General features: G+C 33.3%; 8 protein-coding genes. 1 reads left to right on the top strand and 7 read right to left on the bottom strand.

The annotated features are described in order from the left end of the window. Nucleotides 1-396: 396 nt before the first annotated feature. On the top strand, nt 397-1,245 hold the full coding sequence (locus tag J7K39_01290; protein MCD6178515.1) for an EamA family transporter: 849 nt from the start codon (nt 397-399) through the stop codon (nt 1,243-1,245). On the opposite strand, the gene J7K39_01285 is transcribed toward J7K39_01290, so the two are convergent. From J7K39_01285 to J7K39_01255, 7 genes are all read right to left on the bottom strand, one after another. Then, the gene (locus tag J7K39_01285; protein MCD6178514.1) at nt 1,237-6,150 is read right to left on the bottom strand and encodes an ATP-binding cassette domain-containing protein; all 4,914 of its coding nucleotides are present in this window, start codon (nt 6,148-6,150) and stop codon (nt 1,237-1,239) included. The genes J7K39_01290 and J7K39_01285 overlap by 9 nt on opposite strands. Before the next feature lie 6 nt (nt 6,151-6,156). Further along, on the bottom strand, nt 6,157-6,840 hold the full coding sequence (gene ung / locus J7K39_01280; GenBank protein MCD6178513.1) for a uracil-DNA glycosylase: 684 nt from the start codon (nt 6,838-6,840) through the stop codon (nt 6,157-6,159). A 380-nt stretch (nt 6,841-7,220) separates the two neighbouring features. Continuing rightward, nucleotides 7,221-12,890 (bottom strand): PD40 domain-containing protein, encoded by a 5,670-nt coding sequence (locus tag J7K39_01275; GenBank protein ID MCD6178512.1) that lies wholly within the window; start codon nt 12,888-12,890, stop codon nt 7,221-7,223. Between the two features lie 57 nt (nt 12,891-12,947). Beyond that, the gene (locus J7K39_01270) at nt 12,948-17,435 is read right to left on the bottom strand and encodes a hypothetical protein (protein ID MCD6178511.1); all 4,488 of its coding nucleotides are present in this window, start codon (nt 17,433-17,435) and stop codon (nt 12,948-12,950) included. Between the two features lie 206 nt (nt 17,436-17,641). Then, nucleotides 17,642-20,065, bottom strand: a complete 2,424-nt coding sequence (locus J7K39_01265) for a S9 family peptidase (protein ID MCD6178510.1) — start codon at nt 20,063-20,065, stop codon at nt 17,642-17,644. A 107-nt stretch (nt 20,066-20,172) separates the two neighbouring features. Further along, a complete protein-coding gene (prmA, locus tag J7K39_01260; protein ID MCD6178509.1) occupies nt 20,173-21,012 on the bottom strand; it encodes a 50S ribosomal protein L11 methyltransferase in 840 nt (279 codons plus the stop codon). A 107-nt stretch (nt 21,013-21,119) separates the two neighbouring features. After that, nucleotides 21,120-21,323 (bottom strand): triose-phosphate isomerase (locus J7K39_01255; GenBank protein ID MCD6178508.1); only part of this gene is annotated, 204 nt, incomplete at its 5' end.

The raw sequence follows: 21,323 nt of genomic DNA, 5'->3' as shown, positions 1-21,323 counted from the left end.
TTCAATCTTTCTATGAACTTCTTTTTTCCCTTTGTTAAGGGGCTGCAAAGATAAATAAATTTTGCTCTTTCCAAACCTTTTTGAAAAAAAATTTGATAAAAATTAAAATTTATTTTCAATGTGCTTTTTCACTCTATCAGAAGACATATTGTCCCCGCCAAAAGCGAGTGCAAATGTAGAAAGTATTCTGAATGTTCAAAGCCTAAACTGAAGAAAATTTCGTCTTTTTTTTTATTCCTAATAGTTGTAAATTATAACCAAAAGAAATAGAGGGTTTTATTGCTGTTATTAATTTTCTATTAGTGATGTAAAGATGGATATCGTTGACAAATACTTCGGGAAATTGTTTGATTTAGCACACTTATATCTAGTTTTGCACAATCAAAAATATTGCAAATGCTATTTTTAATATTAAGTATTCTTTCATCTACATTAATAGTTCTTCTTTTTAAGTTGATTGGAAAGAATAATTTAAATCTATTGGCTGTAATTGTCGTTAATTATTTTGTTGCCGTTTTCTTGGGCCTAGCATTGCAATTGCAGGAATTCAATTTTGAATTTGGTAATTGGATATGGTTAGCTGTACTCATTGGTAGTCTTTTCATCTTTGTTTTTTATTTAATGGGAGTGACTACTCAACGTATCGGGGTTTCAGTAACTGTTATTTCTGCAAAGATGTCTATGGCGATACCTATTCTGTTTTCATTATTATACTTTAACGAGGAACTCGGAACATTCAAAATAATTGGGATTATCCTAGCTATTGTATCGGTGGCTTTAGCAGCTTACATTAAAAGTGATAAAAAGGCAGATAGAAAATTGCTCTTTTTACCTCTATTAATATTCGTGTTTATTGGTATAGCGGACTCCTTAATTAAACTAGCCCAACATACTTATATTCCTGAAGGAAATATTGCATTATTCTCTGCGACTTGCTTTGCCGTTGCTGCTATACTTGGTATTTTACTTCTCTTGCTAAAAAGAAATAATATTCAATCTGTTTTTAAAGCCAATACATTACTGTATGGTCTCGCTCTTGGTTTAGTAAATTTCGCATCGCTGTATTTTTTCATTCTAGCACTGGAAAAAAGCAATATCGATAGTTCTATAGTCTATGGAATAAATAATGTTGGCATTATTAGCGTTTCTGTGCTTGTAGCCTTGCTTCTTTTTCGTGAAAAATTGAAATGGTGGAATTGGATAGGTTTAGGCTTAGCTGTAATTGCTATTCTTGTATTAGTTTAGAGGATATTTCAAGGAATCTCTAAAATAACGAGCTGTTAATGATTGAGGATTCTCGATTAGGTTTTTAAAATCGCCTTGAAATATAAGATCGCCACCCAATTCTCCTGCACCTTTTCCCAATTCTATAATATGATGGGCTTTATCGATTATTAATGGATTATGCTCAATAACAATTAAAGTGCAATTTTGGTTGAGTAAAGTTTGAAAAAGTTCAAAAAGAAAACCTAAATCGTTTTTATGAAGCCCTTTACTTGGTTCATCAAAAAGAAAGATTCCATTCTGAATATCAGCAGTCAAAATTTCGCGAACAATCTTAGTCCGTTGAAATTCACCACTCGATAATTGCTTTAATTGTTGATTTAATCTCAAGTAGGAGAGTCCTATTTTCTGAATAAATTCTAATTTCTGTTTCATGATCTTATTTTCAGAAAAGAAATTGAAAGCCTCGGAAACACTTAAATTAAGGACTTCATCTATTGATAAACCTTTGTACTCAACGCTCAAAACTTTTGAAATAAAACGCCTTCCATTACAGCTTTCACAAATTGTACTTACATCGTTTATAAAGTCAAGTTTTACACGAATTTCTCCCTGTCCTTTACAAACAGGGCATTGTCCGCTTTTCGATTGGAAAGAAAAATCACTAGCTTTTAGTTTCTGTTCTTTAGCTTGTTTTTGTTGGGCGAAGATTTTTCTAATTTCATCGTATAGGCCTAAATAATTGGCAATTATACTATGCCCTGAAAAACCTTTTGTGGATGAAACCCAATGCATTTTATTTTTAGGGTCTAATCCAGATATTGATTTGCAGTTTATAGCCTCATTTGCTTTATGTGAAGACAAAAGGACTTGTTTTATCAATGTCGTTTTTCCGCTTCCCGAAACTCCACAAATCACGTTTAATTGATTTATCTTAAAGTGAACATCAATATTTTTAAGGTTGTTGATTTTGGCCTGTTTTATTGATATCAACTTTTGATTTTGATTATTCTTTGTGAGGCTGTTGATATCATTACTTAATTTATCTGTGTATTTATTGGGTTTGCCGGCATAAACTATTTCTCCACCTTCAACTCCGGAATCAGGTCCCAGAGCTATCAAATAATCTGCTGTTTTAATAATGTCTGGATTATGATCGGTTAGTATTATTGTATTCCCAATACTCTTCAATCGCTGAATAGCTTTTGTAATAATTGGAAAATCAGTAGGATGAAGGCCTGTTCCTGGTTCATCAAGAATATAAGTAATGCCGCTTAGGTTTCCGTTTAATTGAATCCCCATAAGTGTTCTTTGGTATTCTCCTCCTGATAGCGTTTGTGTTTTACGACTCATTTGTAGGTATTCCAATCCCATTTGTTTGAGTGCAGATAGCTTCTGAAGAATATTCTCAATAAGCTGATTATCAATATGATTAAACTCGGAAGTATTGATATCTTGATAAATTCTATGGAATAAACTACAGCTTTCTAAGATTGATAAATCACTTAGTTCAGCAATATTTATCCCTTGAAATTTCACTTCGAGAATTTGTGGCTTAAGTCTTTGTCCATAACAGCTCTGGCATTCTTCTTCAGTTAAAAACGGAAGTAAATCATCGCCTTTACCATTGGCTTTCTTTCTATAATATTCATCTAAAATTAAAGCGACAAAACCTTGCCATTTTCCTTTGAAATTATGGGTTCCTGTATGGTTTTTGCGTTTGAACTGCCATTCAACATTATATACTTCGTCTCCAGTTCCGTAAAAAGCCTTATTAATGGCTGATGTGTCGAGTAAGTTTACAGCTTGAGAATAATCAATGTTAAAACGTTTGCCAACTTCTTTTAATGTAGCTAAATATTGTCCGTTTGAATCGGCGTAAAACTGTATCGACTTATGATTTTTAAAGGCTCCGTCTAAAAGAGATTTATTGGTGTCTTTGAGAAGTAATTGAGGATTGGAAGTTAAAATATTACCAATTCCGCTACAAGTTTCGCAGCTTCCTTCGGCTTGATTAAAAGAGAAATGACTGGCGTTATACTTAATTCCGACTTGTTTATTGCACGCTTCGCAGAACCCATTTAGAGCGTTTGAACCGCAGCTAGGGCAGGACGTAATTCCGAAACGAGAATAGAGTAGCCGATACAAATCATAAACCTCAGTAAATGTTCCTAGGGTTGATCTTACGTCTTTGATTTGATTTTTTTGTCGAAGTCCAATGACGGGTGTTAGGCCTGAAACGGAATCAAATTTTGCTTGAGAATAATGGCTTGAAAATTGCCTAACATAGTTAGGAAAGCTTTCTGTAAATCGGTTTTGCGATTCCGCAAATAAAGTATCAAAAGCCAAGCTCGATTTTCCACTTCCTGATTTTCCAATTATTGCCGTAATTTTATGGACAGGAATCTCTACATTTATTCCTTTCAAATTATGCGTTCTAACTCCATTTAGCCTTATCGGACTGTTAAAATTTACTGTAGTTGAAGCTGATTTGTCTAGTTCAGATACTTGTCTAATACTTTTAGCTGTGAGTGATTTTTGACAGTTTTCCAAATCATTATAAGTCCCCGAAAAAACAATATCGCCTCCTTTTTCACCTCCTAATGGACCTAAGTCTATAATATGGTGCGCATTTTTGATGATATCTAAATTATGTTCGATGATGATTAATGTATGTCCTTGTTTTAGAAGTTCAGCAAAAAGATTTAGAAGTATTTGGATATCGTAAAAATGAAGTCCAGAACTGGGCTCATTAAATATATAAAGACTGTTTTGTGATTTCCCTTTGATTAGTTCGGTTGCTAATCGAAGACGTTGAGCTTCCCCTCCTGATAAGGTGTTTGAAGATTGTCCTAACTTTAAGTAACCCAGACCAATATCGTTTACAATTGATAATTGTTTTTGAATAGAAGGTTCGTTGCTAAAAAAGTTTAAAGCCGAAGCAAAACTTAAGTCCAAAACATCAGCGATGCTTTTTTTCTTGTACTTGATCTTATTTAAATCATCGGTATAGCGTTTTCCTTGACAGTGGTCGCAAGTTTTTTCAATATTGCCTAAGAAATGCATTCCTGTTTCTATCTTCCCAGCACCTTCACATTTTTCGCATCTTCCGCCAATAGTATTGTATGAAAATGTGCTTTGTGTATATTTTTGTTCTTTTGATTCGGGAAGTTTAGCGTAGAGTTTACGGATAGAATCAAAAATCTTGGTATAGGTTGCAGGCGTGCTGCGAGCGGTTTTTCCAATTGCTGATTGATCAACGTGAAGGATTCTCGAAAAATTAAAATTTTCAAGCTCTGGTTGTCCTTTTGCGTGTATCTGATTGTGGTAAGTGTTGTTTGTGAGTGGAATTAAAGTTTGAAATAAAAGGCTTGATTTTCCGGCACCCGAAACACCTGTTATTACATTCATTCTATTGTACTTAAAATGAGCAGTAATATCTTTCAGATTATTTATACTTGCATTTTTAATTGAGAACTCCTTCGTCTCATCTTCAGCGCGGAAAGGAATTTCTATTGTTTTTCGCTTTTGCAGATAATCAAGCGTTAGCGATTTATGTTTCGATTTAAGAAAGTCATTCTTCGTTCCGGAAAACATAATTTCACCGCCAGAAGAGCCTGCGTTGGGTCCAATTTCAACTATCCAATCGGCTTGCAGCATAGTTTCTTCATCGTGTTCAACGGTAATTACAGTATTACCATTGCTTACCAATTCTTTAAGTTTATTGATAATCTGATGATTTACCATAGGATGAACTCCTGCCGAAGGCTCATCAAAAACAAAGGTGATATTGCGTAAGCCTGATGCAATTTGTTTTGCCAAGCGTAAACGCTGGATTTCTCCTCCCGATAAAGTATTTGCGGTTCTAGAGCAACTTAAATATCCAAGCCCAAGTTCTTTTAATAAAGCAATTCGTTTTTGAATGGGTTGAATGATTTGTTCTGCAACTTCTTTTTGAGTTGAAGAAATATGAAGTTTGGATAAGGATTTATCTAATTCATCGAAACTTTGTGTAGCTAAATCATCAATGGAAAAATCTCCGATTTTGACACTTAAAGAATTCTCCGACAAACGTTTTCCGTGACATTGAGTACATCTAACCGTTTTTGCAAAACGTAGAATATTTGGGTTTCTATCGCGCTTTAAAATATCATTCATTACGGGGAGGATGCCTTTGTAAAAGCCTTCTTCTCTTGGTTTTGCGGTAATTCCAGACCATCTCATTCGCGATTCTAGCGTATGTTTCCCGTAGGGGATTATAATGATTTTACTTCCGTTTAGAACAATATCTTTTTGTTCGGCATTCAAATCTTTCCAAGGAATATCAACACTAAAACCGTGGGCTTGGCAAACTTGTTCCAGCGCATCAATGGTAACTTGAGAATAGATTATATAGCCTTGAGGATTCGTAATTTTAAACGCTCTTTCTCGAATGCTTTTATTTTCATCTTCAATCAAAAGAGCAGGGTCTATTTTATCTTCTAAACCTAAACCTTTGCATTGCGGACAAGCACCTTCGGGGCTATTGAAAGAAAATAAGCTACGACTAATTTTAATATCAGCATTTTTGGATTTTCCAAGTCTGGCAAAGAGTAAACGCAAATAGTCGTAGATTTCAGATATTGTGCCCACAGTTGATCTGGGACTGTGATTGTTTTGAGATTGTGATACGGCAATGGTTGGCGTTAAACCATTAATGCTATCCGCATCAGGTTTTTCCAATTTGTTGAGATACTTTCTGGCTTGTCCCGATAGGTTGATGAAATATTTTCTACGACCTTCATTATTGATGACTTCAAAAGCCAAGGAAGATTTTCCTGAGCCTGAAACACCAGTGATTACAATAAACTTATTTCGCGGGAGCTTTAAAGATATATTCTTTAAATTGTTTTGTTTTACGCCTTTGAGCTCAATCCATTCTTGCATTCTAAATTAATTTTCAACACGCCAGTCGATAGGTTTTAAACCATTTTGACTGAGGAGTTGGTTTGTTTTTGAAAAATGTTTGCATCCAAAAAATCCTCTATGAGCCGATAGGGGCGAAGGATGAACGGCAGTTAAAATATGGTGTTTGGATTGATCAATTAAAGCTGATTTTGAAATGGCAAAATTTCCCCAGAGTAAGAAAATAAGTTTTTCCTTTTCGTTGGATAACTTCTTGATAATGGCATCTGTAAACTGTTCCCATCCCTTTTTTTGATGCGATCCCGCTTGATGTGCACGAACGGTTAAGGTAGCATTAAATAATAAAACGCCTTGTTTTGTCCAAGGAATTAATGACCCACTTTTAGGGTAAGGAATACCAAGATCATCTTCAATTTCTTTAAAAATATTCCTTAACGAAGGAGGATGTTTTATACCCGGATTTACCGAAAAGCATAAGCCGTGAGCCTGTCCCGGACCGTGATAAGGATCCTGACCTAAAATAACAACTTTAACTTTGTCAAAAGGAGTAGAGTCGAAGGCAGAAAAAATTTGAGGTCCGGGAGGATAAATAATATTTCTCTTTTTTTCTTCTACTAAAAAAGATTTTAATTTGGCAAAATAATCTGCTTCAAATTCTTCTTTTAGTACCCTGTACCAACTCTCGTGAATATTTGGTTTTTTATTTTCCATATTAATTTTCTCTTAAAGACGTAAAAATACACTTTCTTATTAAAATAATGTGTGTTTGTAAAATTTGAAGATCTATAAATTGAAATAGGAATAAATTATTTTATGCAAAGTATTTTTTTTTGAACTAAATAAAAAATATTGTTTATTTTAGCTTTTTAATGATTGAAAAATTGAGATATGAAACGTACTGCAGTATTTTTAATAAGCTTGTTTATTTTGGCTTTAGTTGCCACTTCTTGTTCTACATCTAAAGACTGTCCCGCATATGGCGAAGCTCAAACGTATCAAAAAAGTAATCGTCGTTAATTAGTAATTTTTATTTTTACTGGCAGGTTCCTATTCTGATATTTGGAATTTTTTGTGTTTACTCAGCAGTGATATTATTTGGTAATATTTGTTTTTATGCCATTTTCAAATGAAACTATAAAGGCATCTTTTATAATTATCTTTACTTCTTTAGAATTAAAATCAGCAGCTTTTTCGTAAGAGTCAAAATCCCCAATGGTGTAAACATATTTTCCGCTTGAGTTAACAAAATGACTTAGCTTATAAATATTAGGATTTTCTAGTTTTTCTAAGACCCAATCCATAGATATTTGATTAGTGAATACCCCAATTTGAATTTTATAAATAGGGTTTTTTACAGGTGTTTTCTTAGTCCCAACAATAGTTTTCAATTGATCGTCGACTTTTATTGCGGCATCTTCTAACATAATAATATCCTCATCAGCAGCTAGTGAATTGCCTTGGCTAATTGCTTTTCTAGCATTTGATAATGAAACTTTTTCACCCTCATTAAATGCTACAACAAAGGCATCAGGAACACCTTTTTTTCTAGCTACGGTTTTATTTTTTTCCGCATCAGATATGGATTTAAAAATTCCATTGAAGTAAACCCAATAGCCATTATCCATTCTGTCGTGATATAATGGTTTTATACCGAATAGTTGAGAGGAAGAGCGGGGACGACTATAAACTCCTACCTGGACGGAATAATAGATGCCATTCAGTTGAGAAATATTGGTAGCGGAAAAATTTACATTTTTAAACTGGCTGGGAAGTGCTATTATGGTTTTTCTTAATAATGCTGATGTGGCTTCATCAATTTCTCCGGCAGCCTCAAACATACTTACGTTTTTACCATCTTTCCAGCTTTTAATAAAAGCATCGGAATAACCTTGCAATCTTAAAGAATTACGCCGGATAATGGCTGCCTTAAGATTTGTAAATCTTCCGGAAAAATACCTATATAGTTCTTTCTCGCTATCTTTTAATGCGAATAATTCAATAACATTCATAAAGTTATCGGTTGTTCTTATTCCGCCAATTGCAGCAATTTGTACACTAAACTGAGTGCCATTAGGTTTTTGCTCTAAACGCACATTGGGGAATGTTTTAGGCGTTTTATTTGTCTTGTGTACAGAAGTAGAAACTTTGTTTTCAACATTAGTTTTTATTTCTGTATTATTCTCAACCCGACTAAGAAGCTCTCTCGAATCGTTATTTTTTGGCTCTGTTTCTTTTGCTTGTTTTGTTTTAGCAATAACTTCATTTTCTTTTGCAGCCTCAGCCACTATAGCTTCTGTAGTTTCTTGTTTGATTGTTTCTTCTAATTTTTTCTTTTCAACAGCGGTTACAGAAGTTTCTTCAACTTTAGTAGTCGTTTCAGAGGACTTTTCTGTTTCAGTAAAAGCAACAGTGGTCTCATCTATCTTAGGCTTTGGAATAGAATTCTCCTCTTGGCTTTGTTTATCTGCATTATTTTTAGTTGTTGAGGGAGCTTTTGTTGCAAGAGTTTCCGTTTGAGTAGTAGGTTTTTCTTGATATGCCAACATAGTCTTTATATCATTTTGTTGCATCATTCTTATAGCTTCTAACTGTAAATCTAAAGCACTGGATTCAAGTGAAAAGGCATCTTGATACAACATTTTTCTTAATGTAAACGAAAGCTCATTATTTTTTGCTTTTATACGTTTTTTATTCGCTTGATCAATAAATCTTTCGATTTGAGTGAAAACAGCTTGCATTAATTTTTTTTCTTCTTTATTCAGATTTTCAAGGAAAAGCTTATTGATTGTAAGAGAATTTTTGCGATAGTTTTGTTTATTACGTTGAGCTATAATTTCATATTCGTCCAAAATAAGATACATAGCAATTTGTTCTTTTTCATCTGCTTGTCGGATTAAGTTCTCACGACTTGCTTTGTCTGTTGTGCTGTTGGCTTGTTCACTTAATAAGGTTACGTCGTTAAGCAATTGAGCAATACGATTTTTTACATTTATTAAGTAATTCTCAAAATTGCTTTCGCTTTTATCCGCTTGTTTTTTGTCTGTATTAGGTAATTGATTATAAATATTTCTAGCTTCAATAAATGCTTGAGCAGAAGCTTTTTGTAAGGATTCTGCTTCTTTTCTTAGTTCTGCAATCTGATGCGAATTTTCAATAGCAGCTTTACCGCTTAGTACTTTAGCTTTTTTTAGCAGATGCACAGTTTCCCGTTTATTAATGTCTAATTCATCGGCTAAAAGTTGTGCTTTATATCGTTTTGTTTCATAAGCCATTAAATCATTCATCTCCGGAATATTTTCAATATCAAGTTTTGGACTTTCTTTTTGTAGAAGTAGTTTTTCGGTTGATATCGTGAGAGGTGCTTCTTTTTCTCTAATATTTAAACGCTCATTAAGTTCAGTTTTACGTTTATTTGGATTTAAAATTGTTTCTGTGCCGGCTAGAAGCATAGTTGGTGCTGTAAATTCACTTGCTATTGGTTTTATTGCTTCTGCTCTTTTTATAAGTTCGTAAAGTTTAGTTCCTGTGGCTAATTGTTTGTCGGCTTCGTCTTGCTTTTGAATTCCAAGTATTTCTTTTTCTTCAGCATTTCGTATGAGTTCTCTTCGTTTAAAAGCATTAGTTTTATTTTTTGCCGTTTCTCTTAAATCTTGAGATTCCATTAATAATTTTATAGATTCATCAGTAAGTTTTTGAGAATTTTCAAATGCAGTATTTGCTTGTATTTTTTGTTTGGGAATATTATCGACTTCGGTTTTAATCCAGTCTTGTACAAGAGATTCTACTTCTTTATTTGTTGTTGTAATGTTTTTATTAAGAGCACGATAGAGTGCTTGGGCTTTTTCCGGTTGATTTTCTAATAATGCTTGTTCAATGGCAAAAATTTGGTCGGTAGATTCCTTTTTTAACTTTTGCTCGGCTTGAATTATAGAGTCGGTTTTTTCGGCAAAACTTTTTATTGCTAAAGATTGATACAATAAATTTTGTGACTCAGTTTGCTTTGCTAATATGCTTTTCTGATCACTTAACTCCCCATTATTATATTTTTCTCGCATTAATTCAAAATCAAGTAAGGCGGCATTAGATGAGTCTAATTTTTCACTCGCTTTTTTTGTCAGGAAGCTTGATTGTAGAGTGAGTTTCTCTAATCTATTTGTTTGTTGTTGTTTGAACGTAGATAATTCCTCTCGTATTTCTTTCTTTGAAGGGTTTACTTTGGCATTATTTGTCACAGATAACTTTTCATCTTCTGCTGTTTCTAACAGATTATTGCTAGCTATTAATTCATCAACATTTTTATAAGAAAAAGCCTGCCCTTTTCTTCGTTGTAATTCCCCATCTTTTATAGTGTATTCTACATAAGTGCTGGTGTTTTTAATTGCAGGAGGATAGCTTATATTAAGAAGTCTTTTTGTGTTAAAATCGATACTATTATTATAATTGGGGAGATTAAAATTTTGCGTTTCCAGTTCTTTAACTCTATTTTCTAAGCTGTAGGCGTCTTTATTTTTGCCTTGTTCCATCAGTAATTCAATATCGCTTTTTAGTGAAGTTAGTTCATCAGCAATTTTTTTTGATTTTTTAATAGTCGTTTTAAGGCTATCGTAAATTTCTTGGGCTAAGGTTGTTTCAAAAGCAGCTCTTCTAACTTCGGCAAATTTGGCGTTTATAGCTACTAAATCAGATGTTGAGTTAAATTTTGTTGTCAGAGCATTTGCTTCTTTTAGTAATAAATCAGCCTTCTGCTTTTTTTCTTTAATTAAACTTTCGGTAAGTTTTAATTGATATAAAAGTTGTTTGTTTTTTTGCCTTGCGGCACTCGTTTTTATTTCTATACTTTTTAAAAAGTCCAATTCAGACGATTCCTCTACCACTGGAATATAAGCTGTAAAACGAGTTTCAACAGCAGAAATAGGAGAGAGGTATTCATTTTCATCCTCAATATAATAGGCTGCAAAAGTGGCTTCGTTTAACAGATTGGAAGGGTAGTCAGGATAAAGCAATTCGCCTTTTGTATAATCTATAATTTTGGTGTAATCGGTGAGAGTGTCAGCACTTTCAATGAGTATATCTAAAAGTTTAATGTTTTTTCTGCTTTCGGTTTCGTTACGGGTGATAATATTTTTTTGAATATCACCAAAAACCATATTGGCTCTTGTCAGTAGTTTTCGCTGAGCGTTGATTTGTTCATTTATAGCAGCTTCAATTTTATTTAGGCTATTATATTGTACATCTTCACGAAGGGTATTAAAAAGCTTTTTGTTAGCATCGTCAATAAGTTCCTTTTTCTTATTTAATAATGTTGTTTTTTGTGCTTTTTCAAGTAGCTGAGATAGCTCTGTATATCCTTGTTGAACCTTACTGTATTTTGAAGTAATTATATTTTGTGTTCGTATATAAAGAGATTTCAGGTATTCTAACTTATTGTCTATCTGTTTAATAACGATTTTAATACTATCGTTTAAGCCTGTTTGCATTTCTTGTAATTCAATCTGCTTATCGATATTTATTAAGTTGGCTTGATGAATATTTTGTGAAATACGGTTAGCATCATCTTTTTTAAGAGCTTCAAGTTTTTGTTTTTTATCTATGGGTATTTCATTAAATTCTTTGTCAGAAATATTAATGTCTAGCATCGCCATATTTTTAATTTTTCCCAAATCATTGTCGGATAGTTTGTTGCCATCGTAAATGCCGGATAAATCTGCTGATTGTTGTTCTTTTTTAATAATACCAACTTTGTAAACTGTAATTTTATTATTTAAACTATTTCGGTTTGAAGCAAACCAAGCCATAGTTTCGTCGGGATTGGAAATAAATAAAATATCATCCGAAGGAGTATTAAAAGGAAAACTTAAGTTTGAAGGCTTGCTCCATTGGCGACTAAGACTATCGTACACAGTACGGAAGATATCGAATCCGCCCATAGTATTATGTCCTTTTGAACTAAAATAAAGAGTTTTGCCATCGGACATTAAAAAAGGATAATCTTCGTCGTAATTTGTATTTATTCTTGAGCTTAGTAATATTGCTTCCGACCATCCTCCGTCGTTTTGACGGATGCGATAATAAATATCTTTTTGGTTTTTATTGTTTAGGGCATAAAACAATAATTTTGCTTTAGGATTGAAATAGGTTACTTTTTCTTGATTGGTTTTCAGGTCGGCTTTGCTTAAAAACTCTTTAGGAAGGTTTAAAAAACGCCCTCCAAAATCTACTAATTCATATGAACGATAAAATGCTTTTCTGTCGACTTCCGATTTTTGCATTACATATAAATCATCGACTGCTTTCAGCATATTCATACCATTCTGGCACATCGCTATTTTGCGATTTACGTCATAGTCTTTTCGTGCTTTATTTCTGGCTAACTGTAAATATTTTCGGTAGTTATAAATGGCATCGGTAAAAAAGTAATTATTTTGATAGGCAACAGCAAGATGGTAATAGAACGCAATATCGCTCACCTTATTAATAGCTTTTTCTAAATATTTTATTGGTGCTTCAGAATCTGAACGATCGGTATACATGAGGCAGACTCCAAATCTATAGTTTAGCTCTGCATTTTTAGGATCGAGGCTTAATAGTTGAGAGTAGAGAGGAAAAGCCAGATCAAATTTATCTTCAGAGAAATAATCAGATGCTTTTGCTTTCATCTCACTTTCGCTACTAAAACCGGATTGTGCTTGCGATTGCTGCGGAAGAATAAGCAATAAGCTAAAGAATAAGGTTAAAATGTAGTGTCGGATATATGTTCTCAAAGTCTGATTTTTCTAATATTAGTTTTGTATTCTACAGCAAATTTATATTCTTTTCTATTAGTTTGCTTTTATTCGGTTTAAAAAGTCTTCTTTTTCACCACGTTTGCATAAAACATATCTATAATTAGATCTTTTTCCCGTTACCTTGTCTTGTTTTAATCTATTTTTCTCTCCTTTACCATCCACGATAGATTGAATAATGTCCTTGAAGTCTTCATTAGATGAGTTTACTTGCATTACGTTGTTGGTGTACTTAAAGAAATACCAATTATTATTTACTTCAAAATAGATAGTGAGTTCATCTCCATCTCGACTTTTTCTGACTTCGACATTACCTTTTGCCATCACATTTATTCTGTTTTTGCCTAAGTTCCCTATTCCAATCAATCCTTCGCTAAGATATGAATCTTGCATAGCATTCCATTTTAAATTAATATCATTTAAGAAAATAGTATGTACTAAATGGTTGGGGACGCGTCTTTGGTTACCAATAAGTTGACGGCTTATATATTTTTCGGCTTCGTCTATTCCTATAAATCCTGCTATCATCTTTGCATAATATGTGCTGCTATTATCAACTTTTTGAGTTGTAGCTGCATTTGCAAATTGATCGGCAATATTTTTTAAAGCATCATCGGAAAAATGGAAATCAATAGCCATTCCAAGTCGTATATTGGAAATAGAATCTTTATGATGAATATTCCCGTAACTTTTCATACTTAAATCAAGAAAGTTAACATCCAGACTAATTTTCCCCTCTCCATAAGTGCTGCAATCTTGTGTTCTTAAGCTGAAATAATTGTCAGGAAGCGCCATCTGATTTAATTTCTCTTTTGATGAAATTCTGTACTCTTTTGAGCTTTTATCGTACATAATATATCCGCTGGCAGTAAGTAGTAGAGAATCATAATAATCAATTCTATTGCTAAGAAATGCAGAATAGTTTTTTTGTCGTGCCGGCGAATTTAGAATCCCCACAAATTTTTGTAGACGACTAATATCCGGAACTATTGGTTGAGCCGAGATAGGAATTTTAATATCGTTAGGGTCAACTACTGAGCTGAATTTTATCCAGTTTTGCCCCGGAATACAGTTGCTTTCAATTCTGAATCCACCATTGAATTCCAGTAGTTTGCGGCTGGCTTCGAGTTTGGTGATACCACGGAAATAAAATTCTTGACTAAGAGTGAAATTATCTTCAGCAAAGATTTCGCCTTGAGCAACGGTTTGGTAAGAGGAATCTACTTGTATTTTTTTAAAATGTATAGGATGACGTTTTTGTTTATTGTCGATATAAATATAATCACCCGAACCTTTGTATGATTTTCTACCTTCAATTTTTACTATTGCATTATTTATTTCATGATATTTTGTTATAGCATTAGTAATAATTTGTGAGTTTTTCAGAGGGACAATATTAGCATTTTTTAATATTGTAACTTTATTTTCTTCCGGGAAAATTACGGCATCAGCAACTTTAATATAGTGTACCCCTTCGGCTTCAATTATTTTTTCTTTTGAGTTAAATTTGGCTTTTGTAGAAACAAATGAAAGTGAATCTTGAGTCGGATGTGTGGAAATAAAATCAGATCCTTTGTATTCGGTATCCGCTAACTTACGAAGACTAAAATCACTAAATTGATTGTCTATGCCTTTGAAACTAGAAGCATATTCGGTTATGTCTTCATCCATATACCATTTAGCTTCGTCCATATAGCAGATATATAAATTTTCAGGGAAATCTACTTTTGATGTTCCGTCGTTAGAACTAAAAGTAATACTGCGTTGGGTATAATCGGTATGTGCGCTAAAATTATTGAGCGACATCCCTTCATCGATAAAGTTGGTTTTTTCAGCATCGAAAGTTTGGTTTTTGAATACATAATTTGCTGAGCTTAATTTAGCCACTTTAAAATTAATATTCCCCTTTCCGCTTAGTGATGTTGGACGCAGCATTATTGTCCCATCAATAAATGTTTCATCGTCGTACATATTGATATTTTTATCAATAGAACTTATTTTCATAGTTTCTTTATATGGAAGCCATTGTTGGTAGGTATCTACACCACTTACACGAGGGAATTCAACAGGAACCGTTGTGGGTTTTAATTCAAAGGTTTGTGCATAAACATTCATAGAATCAGGTAGGAATACAAAGTCTTGGGAAGTTGTAACAGAATTAATAAAAGTAAGTTCACCATCACCTTTTAGTCCTTCGTTACTTAAATTAATTTTATTGAAAAATCTTCCTTTATCACCATATGCCATAATGCCTTCAGGAGGTAATTCTTTGGTAAATCCAAGAGAATAATCTTCTTGAACGGTTAATGCTTGCGATATGTCGGGGAAAATTCCACCTGAAGCCAAATAGCCTTCAAATGCAATATCATCGGTACTAAAATTATTTAAAGACGATAGAGTAAAGGGATTTACGTGAAAATAAAATCTATCTTTAGTATAAACTCCTTTTTGAATGTTTGATGTATTATAATATACGTACGAATCTTTATTACTGTTAAAGATAGGGTATTCATCTCTTGGTTCTAAGCCCGACTTATTATCGGGGTGGTCAATAAGTAAATCACCACTTAAATCACGAATAGCCGTTTGTACATATCTTCTTTCATATCCTCCGTTAGGAAGAGGATCTCCTTTTACCCAAAACCAGAGTGAGTCGATAGAAGGCATATCCAATTTAAATTCGTTGTAATTAAATGAGCTATTGGTAGTTGCAAATGATAACCGTCCGGCTGTAATTTTACCATTAAAAGTAAAGTCCTTATTTTTTCCGAGTACAATACTTCTGTTAGTTGGCTCAATAATAAGGTTTTGCGAATCGGAAAGTGTTATGCGGTCGAGACCATTTATTTGTAAATCAAAATCATCAATTTTTAAATAGGCATTAGCTTCTCTTTTGCCGGGATGAGATTCGAAACGAATAACATCGGAGTCAATTTCTCCTGCATAAGCTTTTAGATAAAAATCTATTTTATCGCCTAATTCTGCGCGTTCGTTATTTGCATCGTAAAGTAAAAACCCTCTATGTGCAAGATCAAGTAGTAATAACTGAACCTGCTCAATGGGTAAGTGCAGGTAGTCGGCATACTCATCAAAGTAAACAATATTACTCCCGTTTTTATCGGCATAACGCTTTAAGTCAACTAAAGGATTTTCTACATCTATACCCTTTATGCGGTTGTATATATATTCAGAAAAATAGTTGAATGATTCAAAATGTGCAGGTCTTTTTGTTCTACCCATTGTCATATCAAAACTGATTTTATTTTCATCCATTTTCCAATAAACAGCTTCTACATACATATCAATTTGATGATAAGTATTGTAAAAAGGATTAGCAGTTAAGCCATGATTATCACGTGTAAAAGAGAGTAACTGATTTTCGCTTGTATAATTCATGCGAAGCCCACTATGGTAAATAGAATCGTTTTTGTGCAGTATGGTTAATGAAGTGTATTGTGAGCGCATATAATCTTTTTGTATGCTAAAGCTATTTGCTCGTAATTTTATGAAAACAGTATCGTTTTTTCTTATCGTTAATGATGCAGGATTAGATTCATCACCAAAACCAAAAAGTTGTGCTCCCTTTACCTGTATGCCTCCTACAAAATCGATATTGGGAAAAATATTTGGTATTTCCCATCGCTTTTTATATGAAACAAATTTTGGATAAATAGCTTTATTTCCTCTACGTGAAGCCAAAACCTGTTCTTCTAATTTCCCCATTAATGGTTTGTCAAAATAGTGATAGTGGTGTAGTTGAACCGAATCGGCTTTAAATTTTGAATAAAGTAAATAGATGGAATAATGTTTAAGTATAGCATAAACACTGTCGATGGAGTAGTTGGCACGAGTCCATCCAATTTTGCCGCCTTCTCCTGTCCAAGTGTTAGTTGAAGGATAATATATTCCTTTAGTATTGATAATATTAGAGCTGTCATTCTTAGTGTAACAAACCAAGTTTGTTTGAGGAAAAATATATTTTAGTGAATCATTTTCAAAGGAGATAGAATAATTGTTGGCATTGACTTTCCATTTGAGTGTGCGATTGTAAAAGATTAAGTTTTTCGTAAAAAACATATTGGCAGACCGTACAAAAGAGGAGAATTCTCTATAGTTTTTATTGTCAAGAATATGTTGAGAGGCTTTTATCCAAGCTATAGTACTTTCATTATTATTTTCTTCAATAAGATGAATAAGTGTTTTAAAATAATCGTAGAAAAAGGGCATGGCTGCCATTTTATTGGCTAGCATTTTATTTGATGATAAGTATATTTGTTTTTTAACGTCATCAGAAAAGAAATCGGAATTCCATTTTATTTTTAGTTCTTGAAGAAAAATTGCAGCTTCCTTTTTTTTGCTTTTTTGTACAAAGCTAAAGTGTTGTTCCAAGGTTGAAAAATAGAGAATAGGATCTTCAGGGAAACTAGATACTCTTTGTTGAGCTTGTGTTTTTCCTGAAAAAAGCACAAAAATTATCAGTATGAGCATTGAATAATTCCAATGTAAAAAAGTCGGACGTTGCATAATTAATTATAATTTTTATCGGAACAGTTATCAAAGATACAAATTCGGTATTATTCTAAGCTGTAAGGGATTTTAAAATCGGTTTTATTTTTTAATATTTCACATAAAGTGCTTGGTTTAAACAAAATAAAAAAGAGAAGTTTTTTAAAACTTCTCTTTTTAAAGTAGTAAACGGTATTTTTAATTCGACTTAGTAGTAATAAGTATTATTTTTTATTCTTTACATATTTCATTAACCATTGATCCGTTTCCCAAAGTACATGGAAAATAGATTCTTTAGCTGCATAGCCATGCATTTCTGCCGGAAGCATAACTAACCTAACAGTTGCACCGTGTCCTTTTAGGGCATTATAGTAACGTTCGCTCTGTAATGGAAATGTGCCGGAATTATTATCTGCTATACCATGGATAAGTAATAAAGGATGTTTCATAATATCTGCGTGCATAAAAGGGCTCATTGCATAATATAATTCTGGAGCTTGCCAATATGTTCTTTCTTCCGATTGAAATCCAAAAGGAGTGAGTGTTCGGTTATAGGCTCCGCTGCGGGCAATTCCGGCGGCAAATAAATCAGAATGTGTGAGCAGATTAGCTGTCATAAATGCACCATAAGAATGACCTCCAACGGCACAACGATCAGGATCGACAACTCCTAATTTAACAACATAATCTATGGCAGCTTTAGCATTTGCAATTAACTGAGGAACAAAATTGTCGTTAGGTTCTTCGCTTCCCACACCAATAATTGGAAATTCTGTGTTTTCCATAACTGCAAATCCACGATTAACCCAAAAAATAGGAGATCTATAGTTTACTCTCATAAATCGATGTGGAGAAGTCCGAATCATTCCGGCGGTTTTAGAATCTTTATATTCTCTTGGATAAGCCCACATTAATAGAGGAAGAGGACCGTCTTTTTCTTTATTATACCCTGCCGGAAGATAAAGAGTTGCGCTTAAATCAACACCATCCTCTCTTTTATATTTGATGAATTCTTTACTAACTCCGGTCAAACTTTTGTAGGGGTTAGGAAAGTTAGTAATTTGTTTTGGAGCTATTTTCTTTTTTATATTACGTATGAAATATTGAGGGTTTTGGTCTTCTGATTGTACATTTGTTATTAGTAGCCCTCTTTGTATATCCAAAACTTCAGTAATGTTTTCATAAGTTTTTTTACCATCGGCTTGCCATAATCGTATGCTATTTTTTTTGTTTAAATCAAAGCGATCTATAAACGGACGATTGCCTTCAGGAGAGTAGCCTTGGCCAACAAGGTAAAGATATTTTTTATTGGTAATTAATAAGGTATTTCGCCCAAACTCGTTTTCGTCAGTAACAAAATAACCCGGGTCGCTATACAAATCTTCAGTACTTCTATCGTATAAGATAGTTGGATTTTTATTACTTACTGATGGGTTGATAAGGTAAGTAACGCTGTTTCTGTTTTTTCGCCAACGGTCGTAAACAATGGCAATATTGTTATTTCCCCAACTAACTCCGGCAAATCTGTTTTTTGTTGAGACTAAATGGTTTTTAATATTTAAATCGAAAGGATAATCGGTAGTATAAACAGCGTCTCTTAATTCTACTTTATTTTTCGGATCACCTCCATCTAAAGCTTCAACCCAATATAATGATGCCGGTTTGTCGGCACGCCAGCTAACTCTTCTTGCACCGCTTTGGGCAGCATCAAAACCTTGTGGCATTTCTTCTATTAATGGTAGCTCCTGAACAATTTTAATAAATTCACCGTCTTTATTTAATAATTCCAATTTTGCAGGGAATCTATAATAAGGAACTAAATAAGAGTAAGGTTTTTGAATGGTTCGGGCTAAAATATATTCGCCATTAGGCGATAGATTAAAGCTACTGAATATTTCAGCTTTGGTGAGAGTTTTTTTATTTCCATTAAGCGTTACTTTTACAAGAATGGATGTCGCAAAATAATCGAAAAGGGCTTCGTCAGTTCCGTTTTTTAGTAAATCCTGATATGTTCTTGAAGGAGCTCTCTTTCCCATATTTTCTTGAATAACCGGTCCTGTGGGTGTTTTGTTTTCATTGGGCATAATGCCCCGATCGGGGTTTATAAATAAGCAAAGTAAAGATTGTCCATCGGCAAACCAATTATAAGAACCGCGACCAAAAACGCCATTTAAATCCTGACTTAATTTTTTAGCGGTTTTTGTATTTACATCAACAACCCATAATTCAATGGTTTTGGCGAGTGTGTTGGTGAATGCAATTTTAGAATAGTCGGGTGACCAAGAAATATTTGCAATTTGTGCATTTTTCGGCATGCCTTTTATGTTAAATTCTTCACTGCTTGCAATATTTTTTAGTGTCAGGGTTTCAATATAACGAACTCTGCTATTGTCGTTATTTTTTGGGTTAATACGTAAGCCTCCAAGTCGGTATTCTTTTGCGGCAACTTGCTCAATAGATTTATAGGCTGAACGCCCCATAAGAAGCATCCATTTTCCTTCTTTATCAATGCTTACCGAAGGGGTGAGCTTGCTGTTTGCTAATTCTAAAATTTCTTTTGGTGGAGTTTGATACTTTAAATTTACCTGTGCAAAAAGGCTGAAAGGCAAGACAAGTAAAAGGCTTAATAATAGATTGATTTTTTTCATATAGTTTGGTTTAAAGATTTGATTCAAAGGTAAGAAAGATTACTAAATCTTACAGTTGCTTCTTTTAGTATCTTTATATTATATGAAGTATGCTTAATTAGTATTTATTAAGCTATGGTTTTTGCGAATTTTACTGCAACCCATTCGTTTTTCACTATATGATTAGTATAGTTTAATCCTAATTGTTCGGCTTTGATTTTTATATCGGAAAGATCGTTTTCGTAAAAGCCACTCATAAATAGCATGCCACTATCATTTAGACTTTTGAAATAGGTTTCCATATCAGTTAGTAAGATATTTTTATTGATATTAGCAAAAATAATATCGAATTTTTTCCCTTTAAGAAGAGAGGCATCGCCTTGATAAACAGTAATTTGATTACTGTTGTTCTTTTTTACATTATCAATAGTATTTCGGTAGGCCCACTCATCATTGTCGATGGCGCAAATAGGTGTTGCTCCTTTTTTATGGGCTAAAATGGCAAGAACTCCGGTTCCGCAACCCATATCTAAAAATGATTTTCCTTTTACGTTTTCATCTAAAAGTAAAGAAATCATATTAGCTGTAGTTTCGTGGTGAGCCGTTCCAAACGACATTTGTGGCTCAATCAATAATTCAAATTCTACATCAGATCGTGAGGGATGAAAAGGAGCCCGGATATAGCAGCGTTCATCAATTATAACAGAATCATAATTACTCTCCCAAACGGCATTCCAATTTTCATCCTTAATTAATTTGTAGGTAAAACTAATCTTTACCAAGTCGTTATTTAAAAGGCTTAATGTTTTGAGTTGTCGCTCATCAAAATCAGGCTCTTTAATATAAGCCAAAAGACCTTCTTCGGTTTCATCAAAACTTTCAAATCCAATTTCTGCTAATTCGGCAATTAAGATTTCCTGAAATGGAGTTTGGGGCTCAATAGTAAATTTTGACTCAATATAATTCATGTTGTTTTAATTGAATGTACTTTTTCTCTGTGTTCTTGTGCCTTAGTGGTAAAAAAACAAAACCACAGAGGCACAAAGTAATAAAAAGAGATTTTAGTCTCTTTCGATTAGAAACTTTTAATAATAGATAGGAAATCTTCTGCTTTTAATGAAGCTCCACCAATAAGACCACCATCAACATCTTTTAAAGCAAATAATTCTTTCGCGTTTTTGGCATTACAACTACCACCATATAAAATTGTAGTATTATCAGCTACTTCTTGATTATATTTTTTAGCAATAAGGTTTCGGATAAAAGCATGCATTTCTTG

The organism is Bacteroidales bacterium (assembly GCA_021157585.1).
Taxonomy (GTDB): domain Bacteria; phylum Bacteroidota; class Bacteroidia; order Bacteroidales; family UBA12170; genus UBA12170.
Note: the sequence above shows the minus strand (reverse complement) of the source record. Positions and strands in the feature narration are given on the sequence as shown.

Bases quoted from the DNA above. Each gene is read 5' to 3' on its own strand.
- J7K39_01290 (MCD6178515.1), top strand. From the start codon at position 397: ATGCTATTTTTAATATTAAGTATTCTTTCATCTACATTAATAGTTCTT.
- J7K39_01285 (MCD6178514.1), bottom strand. From the start codon at position 6,150: ATGCAAGAATGGATTGAGCTCAAAGGCGTAAAACAAAACAATTTAAAG.
- ung (MCD6178513.1), bottom strand. From the start codon at position 6,840: ATGGAAAATAAAAAACCAAATATTCACGAGAGTTGGTACAGGGTACTA.
- J7K39_01270 (MCD6178511.1), bottom strand. From the start codon at position 17,435: ATGCAACGTCCGACTTTTTTACATTGGAATTATTCAATGCTCATACTG.
- J7K39_01265 (MCD6178510.1), bottom strand. From the start codon at position 20,065: ATGAAAAAAATCAATCTATTATTAAGCCTTTTACTTGTCTTGCCTTTC.
- prmA (MCD6178509.1), bottom strand. From the start codon at position 21,012: ATGAATTATATTGAGTCAAAATTTACTATTGAGCCCCAAACTCCATTT.